At 73.9% G+C, this 14015-nt stretch carries 11 protein-coding genes; 2 read left to right on the top strand and 9 right to left on the bottom strand.

The features are described 5' to 3' along the window. Positions 1-358 precede the first annotated feature (358 nt). Positions 359-1411, top strand: coding sequence for a M48 family metallopeptidase (locus tag ACH4E7_RS20265; RefSeq protein WP_396250389.1), 1053 nt, complete (start codon positions 359-361; stop codon positions 1409-1411). Positions 1412-1500: 89 nt separating this feature from the next. Here the strand turns inward: ACH4E7_RS20265 and ACH4E7_RS20270 are convergent, their stop codons facing one another. From ACH4E7_RS20270 to proB, 5 genes are all read right to left on the bottom strand, one after another. Next, entirely contained in the window at positions 1501-2562 is a 1062-nt protein-coding gene (locus ACH4E7_RS20270) for a hypothetical protein (RefSeq protein WP_396250390.1), read from the bottom strand. 104 nt (positions 2563-2666) lie between these two features. Further along, positions 2667-3248: a hypothetical protein gene (locus ACH4E7_RS20275; RefSeq protein WP_396250391.1), complete on the bottom strand. Its 582-nt coding sequence runs from the start codon at positions 3246-3248 to the stop codon at positions 2667-2669. Between the two features lie 89 nt (positions 3249-3337). Next, positions 3338-4660: a glutamate-5-semialdehyde dehydrogenase gene (locus ACH4E7_RS20280; protein WP_396250392.1), complete on the bottom strand. Its 1323-nt coding sequence runs from the start codon at positions 4658-4660 to the stop codon at positions 3338-3340. A gap of 64 nt (positions 4661-4724) precedes the next feature. Further along, complete coding sequence (locus tag ACH4E7_RS20285) at positions 4725-5249, bottom strand: hypothetical protein (protein ID WP_396250393.1); 525 nt, start codon at positions 5247-5249, stop codon at positions 4725-4727. A gap of 164 nt (positions 5250-5413) precedes the next feature. Next, a complete protein-coding gene (gene proB / locus ACH4E7_RS20290; protein WP_396250394.1) occupies positions 5414-6550 on the bottom strand; it encodes a glutamate 5-kinase in 1137 nt (378 codons plus the stop codon). A 308-nt stretch (positions 6551-6858) separates the two neighbouring features. Between proB and ACH4E7_RS20295 the strand changes: the two genes are divergently transcribed. After that, entirely contained in the window at positions 6859-7650 is a 792-nt protein-coding gene (locus ACH4E7_RS20295) for a hypothetical protein (RefSeq protein ID WP_396250395.1), read from the top strand. A 75-nt stretch (positions 7651-7725) separates the two neighbouring features. Here the strand turns inward: ACH4E7_RS20295 and obgE are convergent, their stop codons facing one another. The 4 genes from obgE to ACH4E7_RS20315 all read right to left on the bottom strand — a co-directional run bounded on the left by obgE (position 7726) and on the right by ACH4E7_RS20315 (position 13687). After that, on the bottom strand, positions 7726-9204 hold the full coding sequence (obgE, locus tag ACH4E7_RS20300) for a GTPase ObgE (protein ID WP_355669518.1): 1479 nt from the start codon (positions 9202-9204) through the stop codon (positions 7726-7728). Between the two features lie 117 nt (positions 9205-9321). Further along, the gene (rpmA, locus tag ACH4E7_RS20305; RefSeq protein WP_030058248.1) at positions 9322-9579 is read right to left on the bottom strand and encodes a 50S ribosomal protein L27; all 258 of its coding nucleotides are present in this window, start codon (positions 9577-9579) and stop codon (positions 9322-9324) included. 14 nt (positions 9580-9593) lie between these two features. Next, entirely contained in the window at positions 9594-9911 is a 318-nt protein-coding gene (rplU, locus tag ACH4E7_RS20310; RefSeq protein WP_030233759.1) for a 50S ribosomal protein L21, read from the bottom strand. Between the two features lie 230 nt (positions 9912-10141). Further along, entirely contained in the window at positions 10142-13687 is a 3546-nt protein-coding gene (locus tag ACH4E7_RS20315) for a ribonuclease E/G (RefSeq protein WP_396250396.1), read from the bottom strand. Positions 13688-14015 lie beyond the last annotated feature (328 nt).

Genomic DNA, 14015 nt, shown 5'->3' on the forward strand with positions numbered 1-14015 from the left:
CCGGTCTCGGTTCTCCAGGGCATTCAGGGTAAACCCGCCTCACACCGGCACCACCCACCGGCCCCTGTGGCTCACCCGCTCGCCCCCGGGGCGCTCCGACCCGGTGCCGACGGTCGATGCTCCGGCGCTCTCCCCCGGCCTTCGACCGGGGGGACCCCGATCCCGCTGGTCGCTTCTCCCTTTCGACACCGGCGCGCCCCTTCGGCTCGGGGCGGGACCGCGCGGCCGGGCCCGCGCGTACGCTACCCCGGGGACGAGTACGCAACCACGGACGTTGCACAGACAGTCGTTGCAGGCGAAGACCAGCGGGGGGCCGGCCGTGCGCCGGGACCGCCGTCGACCAGGAGGTACTCAGACCATGACCGACACGTTCGAGAAGACCCCGAGCCGGCGCCGGCAGCGCTTCCCCGAGATCTCCACCCGGGCCTGGGAGCACCCCGCCGACCGCTCGGCCCTGGTCGCCCTGCGCAAGCTCTCCGGCTTCGACGACGTCCTGAAGAAGCTCGCCGGGCTGGTCTCCGAGCGCGCGATCCGGCTGATGTTCCTGGCCACCGCCGTGAAGACCTCCGAGCGTCAGTTCCCCGAGCTGTACGACATGGTGCGCGACGCCGCCTACGCGCTGGATCTGGAGCAGGTGCCGGACCTGTACGTGACCCAGGACCCGACGGTCAACGCGTACACCATCGGCATCGACACCCCGATCATCGTGATCACCAGCGGCCTGGTCGAGCTGCTGGACGAGGAGGAGCTGCGTTCGGTCATCGGCCACGAGGTCGGCCACGCGATGTCCGGCCACGCCGTCTACCGGACGATGCTGATGATCCTCACCAACATCGCCACCCGGATCGCCTGGGTGCCGCTCGGCAACCTGGCCATCATGGCCCTCGTCACCGCCCTCAAGGAGTGGTTCCGCAAGGCCGAGCTGTCCAGCGACCGGGCCGGCCTGCTGGCCGGGCAGGACCTCCAGGCGTCCATGCGGGCCCTGATGAAGCTGGCCGGCGGGCACAACCTGGCCGAGATGAACGTCGACGCCTTCCTGGAGCAGGCCGAGGAGTACGAGAAGGCCGGCGACCTGCGCGACGGCGTGCTCAAGCTGCTCCAGCTGCTGCCGCAGACCCACCCGTTCGCGGTGGTCCGGGTCGCCCAGCTGAAGAAGTGGGCGGAGAGCGACGAGTACCGCTCGATCCTGGCCGGCGCCTACCCGCGCCGCTCGGACGACCGGGACGCCTCGGTCGGCGAGCAGTGGAAGGCCGCCGCCGACCACTACGCGACCTCGGTGAAGGAGAGCAAGGACCCGCTGATGGGCCTGCTGCGGGACGTGGCCGGCGGCGCCGCCACGGTCGGCGGCAAGCTGCGCGACACCTTCGCCGGCGGCAACCGCGGCTCCTCCTCCGACCGCGACGGCAGCTGAACCACCGGGTGGACCACGGCGGCCGGTGACCCGGGCAGGGTCACCGGCCGTCGCGCGGTCGCAGGGGCCTCGGCTCGCTCCGGGGGCGCTCAGCTCCCCGCCAGCACCCCGCACACCTGCCAGGCCGGGCGGGCGTGGTTGCCCGGGTCGACCGCCGTCGGCGGCGCCACCGCGGTGCCCTGGGCGGTGGCCAGCACCGGCTGCAGGAAGCCCGCCATCGAGGCCGTGCACGGCGCCGGCCCGGCCTGCACCACCGAGTCCACCAGCCGCAGCTGCGCCGAGGCCAGGTCCACCCGGTCGAACTGGAAGGTCAGCTCGCGCCGCACCGTCTCCAGGGTGACCGGCGCTCCGGCGGGCGCCCCGGCCGGCTTCAGCGCGTAGACGAAGGTGTGGTCGGTGGTGATCTGCAGCGTGCCGCTGTCCGCCTCGTCGATCCGCATCGCGCCGACCACCTTCACGGTGTCGGAGGCCAACGCGACCTGCGCCGGGTCGAAGCGGACCACCCAGCCGGTCAGCGCGTGGTGCCGGTCGTCCACCGGCTGGGCGACGCTCGCGTCGAACCCGGCCTGCTCACCGGGTGTGACGAAGGCCCGTACGTCCGTCGTGGCGCCCTGGACCAGCGCCGCCGGGGCCAGCGAGGAGGCGACCAGGTAGCGCTGCACGGTGTCCAGCGCCTTGGTCACCTCGACCCGGCTGAAGTGCTCGGTGGCGACCCCGGTCGGGGTGTTCAGCCCGATCGTCCCGTCGCTGTACCCGGTCGGCAGCGCGGCGAACGGATGCGCCGGGTCGGCCACCGGGTGGACGGCCGAAGCCGGGCTCAACGCGACCAGGCTGACGGTCAGTTGGCTGCCCTCGGGCCGCGCCGGGATGCCCTTCGGCGAGTTCAGCCCGAAGTACACCGCCGCCCCGAAGGCCAGCAGGATGAGCAGCAGCAGGGCGAGCGCCTGGCGCGGGACGGTGCCCAGCGGCCCGAGCCGCACCCGTGCCCGGGTGGCCTTGCCGAAGGAGCCCGCGAGCCGCTCCCGGGCCGACAGCTCCTGGATCCGGGCAGCCCGCACGAACGATTCGTCGAACACGACGGACCGGAACTCGTCCTCGTTTCCGGAACCGCCCTCGGGCGTACCCTCAGGAGGCTCTCGCGGGTCACCCATGACACCAGGGTAGGCGTACACCCGCCCCGCTACGAGGGCCCCTGCGCAGATTGCCGGGAACGCTCCGTGACCACCCGCCCGGGGGCGCACGCCCCCGGCCGCGGCTAGCCCGCCGGGGCCGTGACCACCGGCGACGCCTCGACCGGTACGGGCCTCGGGTCCACCCCGGCACTGCTGCTGCCGGACTCCGGGCGCCGGGGCGCACCGGAGGAACCGCCCACGCCCTGGTAGATCGCCGCGACCGCCACCGCCACCAGGCTCACGCCCATGATCACGGCGAGCACCCAGGCCACCGGCCGGTGCCAGCGCTGCTGGGCCACGTACCGCCCGCGGGCGCGCACCGGATCGTAGCGTCGCCACCGCCGCCGGGCCTGGCGGCCGGTCGCCCGGCCCGGGCCCGACCAGGGGTCGGGGTACAGGTGGTCCTCGTCCAGTCCGCTCGGGTACGGGCGCAGCTCCAGCGGCAGCCCGTCCCCGACCGAGACCTCATAGCCCCAACCCGGTCCCGCGGTGTCCGGCTCGAACCGTGCCTCGGCCGCGGCGAGCCGCCGCTCCTTGGCCGTCGGCTCGTGCACGGCGGCGGACCGGACGAAGGCCTCATCGAAGACCACGGTGGCGAACTCGTCGTCCGCACCACCGTGGTCGGCGCCGTCGGGGTACGGCAAGCCCCCCACATCCTCAGCCACGGATTCAGCGTATTACCGGCCGGGCGATTTGTCTGTGGCTCCCGGCAGTTGGTCCGTCACACGTGTGACGGACGCCCCTCACACCGCGTTCAGCGGGCGTCCGCCTCGCCACCCACGGTCTGCGTCGCCTCGCCGCGGACGTGCCCGTCACCAGTGACGATGTACTTGGTGCTGGTCAGCTCGGGCAGGCCCATCGGGCCGCGGGCGTGCAGCTTCTGGGTGGAGATGCCGATCTCCGCGCCGAAGCCGAACTCACCGCCGTCGGTGAACCGGGTGGAGGCGTTGACGGCCACCGTGGTCGAGTCCACCAGCTGGGTGAACCGGCGGGCGGCGGCCTGCGAGGTGGTGACGATCGCCTCGGTGTGGCCGGAGGACCAGCGGCGGATGTGCTCCACGGCGGCGTCCAGCGACGGCACCACGGCCGCGGCCAGGTCGTACGAGAGGTACTCGGCGCCCCAGTCCTCGTCGGTGGCCGGCACCACGGTGGCGGCGCTGCCCTCGGCGGCCTTGAGCACCGCCTCGTCGCCGTGCACGGTCACCCCGGCCTCGGCCAGCGCGGCCAGCGCCAACGGCAGGAAGGCGTCCGCGACGTCCTGGTGCACCAGCAGCGTCTCGGCCGCGTTGCAGACGCTGACCCGCTGCGCCTTGGAGTTCAGCAGGATGCCGACGGCCATCGCCAGGTCGGTCCGGGCGTCCACGTACACGTGGCAGTTGCCGGTACCGGTCTCGATCACCGGGACGGTCGAGCCCTCGACCACGGTGCGGATCAGCGAGGCACCGCCGCGCGGGATCAGCACGTCGACGAGGCCGCGGGCGCGCATCAGCTCCTGCACGGAGTCCCGGCTCTCCCCCGGCACCAGCTGGATCACGTCGGCCGGCAGCCCGGCCGCGGCGACGGCGTCCCGCAGCACGGCCACCAGCGCGGTGTTGGAGCGGTAGGCCGAGGCGGAGCCGCGCAGCAGCACCGCGTTGCCGGACTTCAGGCAGAGCGCGGCGGCGTCCGCCGTGACGTTCGGCCGGGCCTCGTAGATGATGCCGACCACGCCCAGCGGCACCCGCACCTGGCGCACGTCCAGGCCGTTCGGCAGGGTGTAGCCCCGCACCACCTCACCGACCGGGTCGGGCAGGCCGACCACGTCGCGCACGTCGGAGGCGATCGCGGCGATCCGCTCCTCGGTCAGCGTCAGCCGGTCGATCACCGACTCCGCGGTGCCCGCCGCACGGGCCCGGGCCACGTCCTCGGCGTTGGCCGCGACGATCTCGGCGCTGCGGGCGACCAGCGCGTCCGCGATCGACAGCAGTGCGGCGTCCTTGGCGCTGCGCGGCAGCGGGGCGAGCGCGGCGGCCGCCTCCCGGGCTCGGCGCGCTACGGCGAGGACGGGGCTGTCGGCGGTGGCGAGGTCGCTGGTCATGCGGCCAAGGGTAGCGACTGCACCGACCCCGCCCGCCGCCGTTTCGCCATGCGAACAGGGCCGGTCAGTAGGGGTGCACTCCGCCCAGGTGCGGCGACGGATCACCGAAGCCCTCCGCCACCCGCTTGTGGTACGTCGCCCGGTCGACCACCTCCAGGCCGACGATCTCCCAGGGCGGCAGGTTGGCGGTCACCTTGTGCTCGCCCCACAACCGCAGCGCGATCGCCGCCGCGTCGTGCAGGTCCCGGGCCTGCTCCCAGTACCGGATCTCGGCGTGGTCGGCCGCGTAGCGGGCGGTCAGGAAGAACGAGTGGTCGTGCGCCAGCCGTTCCAGCGAGGCGCGTAGCGAGGACAGCGGGGTGACCTGCCCGGCCACGCTCAGCACCACGTGCCACAGCCGCGCCTGCTCGGGCACGCTGGGCGGGTCCACCTCCTCGGCGCGCTGCGGCCGCGGCCTGCGCACCCCGCCGGGCCTCTGCGGCGGCGGACCGGCCGGCTCGGCGGGGCCGTCCCCGCGTCCGCCGTCGATACTGGTCAGCCGCCGGCCCGCCGTCCCTCCGGTCAGCGCTGCCTCGCGCCTGCGTTCCACCGGCGGCCTCCTGTTCGGCGATGTCGTGTCGTCCCCACCGGCCCCGTCGGCCCTCGGCCGACCGGTACGGCTGCGCCCCTCCTCGCCGCGGCCGGGCCGCTCCCGGTACGGAGCGGCCCGCCGGCCGCGCTCCGCCGATCGGCCGGTGCCGGCCGAACGGCCGGTCAGCCGCGCAGAACGACCAGGTCGTCGCGGTGGACGACCTCGCGCTCGTACGCGGCGCCGAACTGCTGGGCCAGGTCGCGGGTGGACCGGCCGAGCAGGCGGGGCAACTCCCTCGCATCAAAGTTGACCAGTCCGCGAGCCACGATGTGGCCGTTTTCCGCAAGAAGGTCCACCGGATCACCCGCGGCGAACTCCCCGTCGACCTTGGTGACCCCGGCCGGCAGCAGCGAGGCGCCACCGGAGACCACCGCCTCCACCGCGCCCGCGTCCAGGTGCAGGGCGCCGCGCGGGCTGCTCGCGTGGGCCAGCCAGAGCATCCGGTCGGAGGTGCGGCTGCCGGTGCGCAGGAAGAGCGTTCCGGTGGACCGTCCGGCCAGCGCGTCGGCGGCCTGGCTGGCCGCCGTGAGCACCACGGGGATGCCCGCGCCGGTGGCGATCCGGGCCGCCTCGACCTTGGTGACCATGCCGCCGGTGCCCACGCCGGCCTTGCCCGCGCTGCCGATCTCGATGCCGTCCAGGTCGTGCGGGCCGCGCACCTCGGCGATCCGGCTGGTGCCGGGCTTGGACGGGTCGCCGTCGTAGAGGCCGTCCACGTCGGAGAGCAGGACCAGCAGGTCGGCCCGGACCAGGTGGGCGACCAGGGCGGCCAGCCGGTCGTTGTCACCGAACTTGATTTCGGCGGTGGCGACGGTGTCGTTCTCGTTGACGATCGGCATCGCGCCCATCGCCAGCAGCTGGTCCAGCGTCCGGTAGGCGTTGCGGTAGTGAGCGCGCCGGCTGGCGTCCTCGGCGGTCAGCAGCACCTGACCGACCCGGATGCCGTACCGGGCGAAGGAGGCGGTGTAGCGAGCGACCAGCAGCCCTTGGCCGACGCTGGCGGCGGCCTGCTGGCGGGCCAGGTCCTTGGGGCGCTTGTCCAGGCCGAGCGGGGCGAGGCCGGCGGCGATGGCGCCGGAGGAGACGAGGACGACCTCGGGCGCGTCCGGGCGGGCGCGCACCTTGGCGAGCGCGTCCACCAGGGCGTCGACCCGGTCGGCGTCCAGGCCGCCGGCCGCCGTGGTGAGTGAGGAGGAGCCGACCTTGACCACGATCCGTCGTGCGGTCAGCACCTCCTCCCGCAGTGAGTCCTCGCTCATCTCGCTGTACGCCCTTCCGGTGTGGTGCGGGTACGGCGGGCCGGGCCCGGCCGTCAACCCCGAAATCTACGCGATCCGCGCAGCTCCCCCGCGAGGTGTTTCACCGGCTGGACCCGGCCTGGTCACGGCCTCGCCACAGCCCGGCCGTCAATCCGGATGGCTGGTATGGTCCCTGACCGAAAGCCAGATCGGGGGACGGCTTCTTGCCCGCTGGACCCACTCGTCTTCGACCTTCCTGTCATCGGGCGGCGCCGCACTGGGCATGCCGGCAACGGTTCGCGGCCGCGCGCCCAGGAGAAAAGCGCACCATGCGTTCGTACACCACGAAGCTCACCGTCGCCGCCCTGGCGGCGGCCACCGCCCTGTCGCTCGCGGCCTGCGGCCCGGACAACGACCCGGCCGCCAACGGCGGCGCCACCGGCGCGGCCCCGTCCCAGACCGGCGCGGCCACCGGCGGCGCGGCTGCCGGCGGTTCGACCGCCGCCCCGTCAGGCGCGGCCACGGGCGGTGCCGCCGCGGGCGGTGCGGCCACCGGTGGTGCCGCCACGGGCGGTGCCGCGGGCGGCGGTGCGGCCGCGGGCGGTGCCGGTACGGCCGGTGCGGCTGGCGGCGGCGCGGGCGGCGGGAAGCTCCCGCAGGCCGGCACCTCGGTGAAGTTCGGCCAGCCGGCCAGCATCGACTTCACCGACAAGACGTCGAACGTCGCCGCCAAGCTGCAGTGGACCGTCACCGGGATCGAGCCGGGCTCGATCAAGGACTTCCAGGACGCCAAGGCCAACACCGCCGGCCTGGACGGCCGCGCGCTGTTCTACGTCAGCTGGACCATGACCAACCAGAGCGACACCAAGCTGAGCTTCACCGCTCCGAACTCCAAGCTCAAGGTCTACGACGCCAACGGCAACACCGCCTCGTTCGCCAACCCGGTGAGCTCGACCCCGATCGCCAAGTGCCCCCCCGCCCCGAGCTTCTCGGGCGCCACCAAGGGCGTGGCCTTCAAGGGCTGCGACATCGTCAGCTTCCCGGCCGGCTCCACCCCGGTCATGGTCGGCTACGGCGACTCGACGGACATCACCAAGGTCCAGGCCGCCTGGACGAAGTGACGTCCCGTCACCACTGAACAAGCGGACGGCCCCCGCCACCTTCCGAGGTGGCGGGGGCCGTTCACGTCAACCGGCTCAGTAGTCCTCGTCGTCGCCCTCGATGGCGGCCTGGCGGCCGCTGGAGAGCGCCTCGAAAGCGAGGAACTCGGCCTCGGCCGCGTCCCGGCCCTTCTGCTTCTCGCGGCGGCGGTCGACCGCCGGGCGCGGGCTCTCGAGGCGGTGGTCCTCACCGCGGCGGCCGAGCATCTCGGCGCCGGCGGCCATGGTCGGCTCCCAGTCGAAGACGACGGCGTTCTCGTCCGGGCCGATGATGACGGTGTCGCCCTCGTGCGCCCCGACCTTCCACAGCTGGTCCTCGACACCGAGGCGGGCCAGCCGGTCGGCGAGGTAGCCGACCGCCTCGTCGTTGGCGAAGTCGGTCTGGCGGACCCAGCGCTCCGGCTTGACGCCGCGGATGCGGTAGGCGCCGTCCTCCTCGGTGATCGTGAAGCCCGCGTCGTCGACGGCCTTGGGCCGCAGCACGATCCGGGTGGACTCCTCGGCCGGCTTGGCGGCGCGCGCCTCGGCGACGATCTTCGCCACCGCGAAGCTCAGCTCGCGCAGGCCCTTGCGGGAGGCCGCCGAGACCTCGAACACCTGGTAGCCGCGCTCCTCCAGGGAGGCGCGGGTCAGGTCGGCGATGTCCTGGCCGTCCGGCACGTCGACCTTGTTGAGCGCGACCAGGCGCGGGCGGTCGTCCAGGCCGCCGTACTCGGCGAGCTCGGCCTCGATGGTCTCCAGGTCGCTCAGCGGGTCGCGGCCGGGCTCCAGGGTGGCGCAGTCCAGCACGTGCACCAGCACCGAGCAGCGCTCGACGTGCCGCAGGAACTCCAGGCCGAGGCCGCGGCCCTGGCTGGCGCCCGGAATCAGGCCGGGCACGTCGGCGATGGTGTAGACGGTGTCACCCGCGGTGACCACGCCGAGGTTGGGGATCAGGGTGGTGAACGGGTAGTCCGCGATCTTCGGCTTGGCGGCGGAGAGCACCGAGATCAGCGAGGACTTGCCGGCGCTCGGGTAGCCGACCAGGGCCACGTCGGCGACGGACTTGAGCTCCATGACGATGTCGCGGGCCTCGCCGGGCTCGCCGAGCAGCGCGAAGCCCGGGGCCTTGCGGCGGGCCGAGGCGAGCGCGGCGTTGCCGAGGCCGCCGCGGCCGCCCTGGGCGGCGACGAAGCTGGTGCCGTGCCCGACCAGGTCGGCCAGCACGTTGCCCTGGCGGTCCAGCACCACGGTGCCGTCCGGCACCAGCAGGACGAGGTCCTCGCCGTCCGCGCCGGTGCGGTTCCCGCCCGCGCCGGGCTTGCCGTTGGTGGCCTTGCGCTTGGGCGAGTGGTGGTACTCGAGCAGCGTGGTGACCTGCGAGTCCACGGTGAGGATGACGCTGCCGCCCTCGCCGCCGTTGCCGCCGTCCGGCCCGCCGAGCGGCTTGAACTTCTCGCGGTGCACGGAGGCGCAGCCGTGGCCTCCGTTACCCGCGGCGACGTGAAGTTCGACGCGGTCCACGAAGGTGGTCATGGGTGTGCCTCCAGTACGGATGAGTCTGCTTGCTTCTACGTAAAGCGCGAAGGGTGGACCGGAATTCCGGCCCACCCTTCAGTGTGAGTCTGGTGCGACTCGCGAGTCCGCTGGGACTCAGGCCTCGACGGCCACGATGTTGACGACCTTGCGGCCGCGACGGTTGCCGAACTGGACCGCACCGGCGGTCAGCGCGAACAGGGTGTCGTCGCCACCGCGGCCGACGCCGGCACCCGGGTGGAAGTGGGTGCCGCGCTGGCGGACGAGGATCTCGCCGGCGGAGACGACCTGGCCGCCGAAGCGCTTCACGCCGAGGCGCTGGGCGTTCGAGTCACGGCCGTTACGGGTAGAGCTTGCGCCCTTCTTGTGTGCCATATCTCGCTATCCCCTTACTTGCTGACCGAGTCGATGCTGGTGATGCGCACCGCGGTGTGCTTCTGACGGTGACCCTGACGACGGCGGTAGCCGGTCTTGTTCTTGTAGCGCAGGATGACGATCTTGTCACCCTTGGTCTGGTCGACCACCTCGGCGTGAGCCTTCACGCCGGCCAGGACCCACGGGTCGGAGGTGACGGCGTCACCGTCGACGACCAGGATGGTCGAGAGCTCCACCGAGTCACCCGGCTTGGCCTCGATACGGTCGATCTCCAGCACGTCGCCGACGGCGACCTTGTGCTGGCGGCCGCCTGCGCGAACGATCGCGTACATGCGGTACCTACTTTCCTAACTCGGTCGGACCTCCCGACGCCAGCCGCCTGGGTACGGACACAGGGGCCTCCTCCCGTTCGCCCCGCGCGGACGCGGGGACCTCGGGAAGGTGATGTGCTCGGGAGCGTGGCGTAGACACGCCGATGGTCAAGAATACGGACCGGCCGCCCGAGGGGCAAACCGGCCCGTACGGCCCGGGGCGGGAGAGAATCCCGCCCCGGGCGTGGGCACTACTCGGCCGCCGTATCACCCTCGGCGGCCGCGGCCTTCTTGGCCGCCGCGCTCGTCCGCTTGGTCGCGGTCTTGCGGGCGGTGGTCTTCTTGGCCGCCGTGGTGGTCTTCTTGGCGGCGGTCTTCTTCGCGGCGGTCTTGCGGGCGGCCCGCTTCTTCGGCGCCGGGGCCTCCTCGGCGGGCGCCTCCTCCGCGGCCGGGGCCTCGGCGGGCTCGCCGGCCGGGGTCTCGACGACCACGGCCTCCGCCTCGACGACGGCCTCCTCGGCGGCCTCGGGCTTCGCCTCCGCGACGGCCTCCGCGACCGTCTCGGCAGCGGCCTCCGCTGCGGCCCCGGCTCCCGGGGCGGCGGCGGCCAGGGCCGCCTCCAGCGCCGCGTCGGCCTTCGCCTGCAGCACCACGATCTCGGCGGCCTGCGGCGAGCCGGCCGGAGCCGTCGCCTTGCGCACCGCGCGGCGGCGGGCACGGCCCGCCGGAGCGGCGGCCGGAGCCTCGGCCTTCGGAGCCTCGACCACGGCGATCTCGGTTGCCGGGGCCTCGGCAGCCGGGAGCTCGACGCCCGGGACCTCCAGGGCCAGCTGGCCCTCGATCTCCTCGCGCACCGGCTCGGCGGCCTCCACCAGGGCCTCGGCAGCCTCCACGACCGCCTCGGCCACCGCGGCCTCGACGGCCTGCGGCTCCTCCTGGCCGACCCCGCCCTTGCCCCGGCGACGGCGCTTGCCGCCGCCCGAGGGCTCGCCCGCGGCCGCGGCCGGGGCGTGGACGTGGGTGCTCGGCTGCTCCATGTGCACGATCACACCGCGGCCGTTGCAGTGCACGCAGGCCTCGGAGAAGGACTCCAGCAGGCCCTGGCCGACCCGCTTGCGGGTCATCTGGACCAGGCCCAGCGAGGTGACCTCGGCCACCTGGTGCTTGGTCCGGTCCCGGCCCAGGCACTCCAGCAGGCGGCGCAGCACCAGGTCGCGGTTGGACTCCAGGACCATGTCGATGAAGTCGATCACGATGATGCCGCCGAGGTCGCGCAGCCGCAGCTGGCGCACGATCTCCTCGGCCGCCTCGATGTTGTTCCGGGTGACCGTCTCCTCCAGGTTGCCGCCCTGGCCGACGAACTTCCCGGTGTTGACGTCGATGACGACCATCGCCTCGGTGCGGTCGATCACCAGCGAACCGCCGCTGGGCAGCCAGACCTTGCGGTCCAGCGCCTTCATCAGCTGCTCGTCGATCCGGTAGGTGGCGAACACGTCCACCTCGGAGGTCCACCGCTGGAGCCGCTCGGCGAGGTCCGGGGCCACGTTGGAGACGTACTCGTGGATGGTCTTCCACGCCTCGTCGCCGGAGACGATGACCTTGGTGAAGTCCTCGTTGAAGATGTCGCGGACGACCCGGACGGTCATGTCCGGCTCGCCGTACAGCAGCGCCGGGGCGTTGCCGGTCGCGGCCTTCTTCCGGATGTCCTCCCACTGCTGCTGGAGGCGCTGGACGTCACGCGTGAGCTCATCCTCGGAGGCGCCCTCGGCGGCGGTGCGCACGATGACGCCCGCGTCGTCCGGAACGATCTTCTTCAGGATCTGCTTCAGACGGGCGCGCTCGTTCTCGGGCAGCTTGCGCGAGATGCCGGTCATCGAGCCCTCGGGCACGTACACCAGGTAGCGGCCGGGCAGCGAGATCTGGCTGGTCAGGCGGGCGCCCTTGTGGCCGATCGGGTCCTTGGAGACCTGCACCAGCACCGACTGGCCGGACTTCAGCACCGACTCGATCCGGCGCGGGCCGCCGTGGCCGCCCAGCGCGCCGAAGTTGACCTCACCGGCATACAGCACCGCGTTGCGGCCCTTGCCGATGTCGACGAAGGCGGCCTCCATCGACGGCAGCACGTTCTGGACCTTGCCCAGGTAGACGTTGCCGACGTACGAGGTGGCCTGCTCCTTGTTGACGTAGTGCTCGACCAGCACGCCGTCCTCGAGGACGCCGATCTGGGTCCGCTGGCCGTTCTGGCGCACCACCATGACGCGCTCGACCGACTCCCGGCGGGCCAGGAACTCGGCCTCGGTGATGATCGGCACCCGGCGGCGACCCAGCTCGCGGCCCTCGCGGCGGCGCTGCTTCTTCGCCTCCAGACGGGTCGAGCCCTTGATGGACTGCACCTCGTCCGGGTCGAAGGACGGCTCAGTGGAGCGGCGGCGCGGCTCGCGCACCTTCACCACCGTGCGGACGCCGTCCTCGGTGGTCTCGGCGGTCTCGACGGCGCCGGCCTCACCGCTGCGGCGGCGACGGCGACGACGGCGACGGGACGAGGACAGGCCGGCGGCCAGCTCGTCGTCCTCGTCGCCCTCCTCCTCGGCGACGGCCTCGGCCGGCTCCTCGGCGGCGGGCTGCTCGGTCTCGACGGCCTCGGCGGCCTCGAACTCCTCGGCCTCGCCACGACGACGGCGGCGGCCACCCCGACGTCGACGGCGGGACGGACGACCGTCCTCCTCCCACTCGCCCTCGGTCTCCGGACCGGCGGCGGGGGCCTCCGCGGCGGGCGCCTCGACGGCCGGAGCCTCGACCGGCGCCTGGACCGGCGCCTGGACGACCGGCTTGCGGCGGCCCGGCTCCACCCGGGTACGGACCCGACGACGGCGGCCGACGCCGCTGTACTCGTACTCGTCCTCCTCGCCGCGCTCGGCGGCGGCCGGGGCCTCGACCTGCGCCGGGGCGGCGGCGGGCTGCTGCGGTGCGGCCGGCGCGACGTAGGGGGCCGGCTCCTGGAAGACCGGGGCCTGGAAGACCGCGGTGGCCGGGCGGACCGCGCGGCGGCGCACCCGGTGGTGCGGCTCGGCCTCGACGGCCGGCTCCGCGGCGGCGGGGGCCTCGGCGGCGGCCTCGACGCCCTCCTCCTCGGCGGGCTCCTCCTCGACGGCGGGCTCCTCGGCCACCGGCTCCTCGACCGGGGCCTCGACCACCGGCGCGGCCTCGACCACACGACGGCGACGGGCACGGCGGGCCGGGGCGGCGGGGGCCTCCTCGGCCACCGGCTCGGCGGCGGGGACGGGCTCCTCGGCGGGGGCTTCGACGGCCGGTGCCTCGGCGGCGGGCGCACCGGCCGGGGCCTCGGCGCGCTTGCGGGTGCGGCGGGCCCGAGCGGGCTTCTCCGCCTTCTCGTCCTTCTTCTCGGCCTTGACGGCCTTCGCGGCGGCGGGCTCCTCCACGGGAGCCCCGGCGGCCGGAGCCGCAGCGGCGTCCGGCGCGGTGACCACGATCGCGGCCGCCTCCGGCGCACCGGCCGGAGCCTCGGCACGCTTGCGGGTCCGGCGGGCCCGGACCGGCTTCTCGGCTACCGGGGCCGGTTCGGCCGCCGGAACCGCCGCGGCGGGCGTCTCGTGCGCCTCGGCCGGCAGGACCGTCTCGGCCACCTCGACGGCCGCACCCTGCGGGGTGCCCGCCGGGCGGGACACCGCCCGGCGACGACGGCGCGGCGGCGCGACGGACGCGCCCTCGCCGCCGGTCGCGGCGGTTTCGTTCTTTTCCGTGGCCGCAGCCTGCTGCGGATCGGTGTTATCGAGCATGCGGGTGGATCTCCCGTCAGGCCCCCGGGCTCCACATCCGGGCACGGCGCGGCACCAGTGGGCGGCCGGCATCGCGACGATGCTCGGGCCGGACCCTTTGACGGTGCCGCCGCGCGGACGCGAGGCCGCACAGGGGCTCGTAGTCTCGCTCGGCGCCCCACGCTCGGCGGGGTGTCGAAAGTCTTCTGGTCTGACCAGTCTTCTGAGGTTTTCCCAAGCTGAGCCGTCCCCCAACCCCGGGTGGCTCCCGGACGGGGCCCCGGGCCCACCGACCGTCCTGGTCGGCGAGCCCCGAGTGGCCGGCCTGTGCTGCGACGACGCTCGCTCC

Source organism: Kitasatospora sp. NPDC018058, assembly GCF_044327205.1.
GTDB lineage: Bacteria > Actinomycetota > Actinomycetes > Streptomycetales > Streptomycetaceae > Kitasatospora.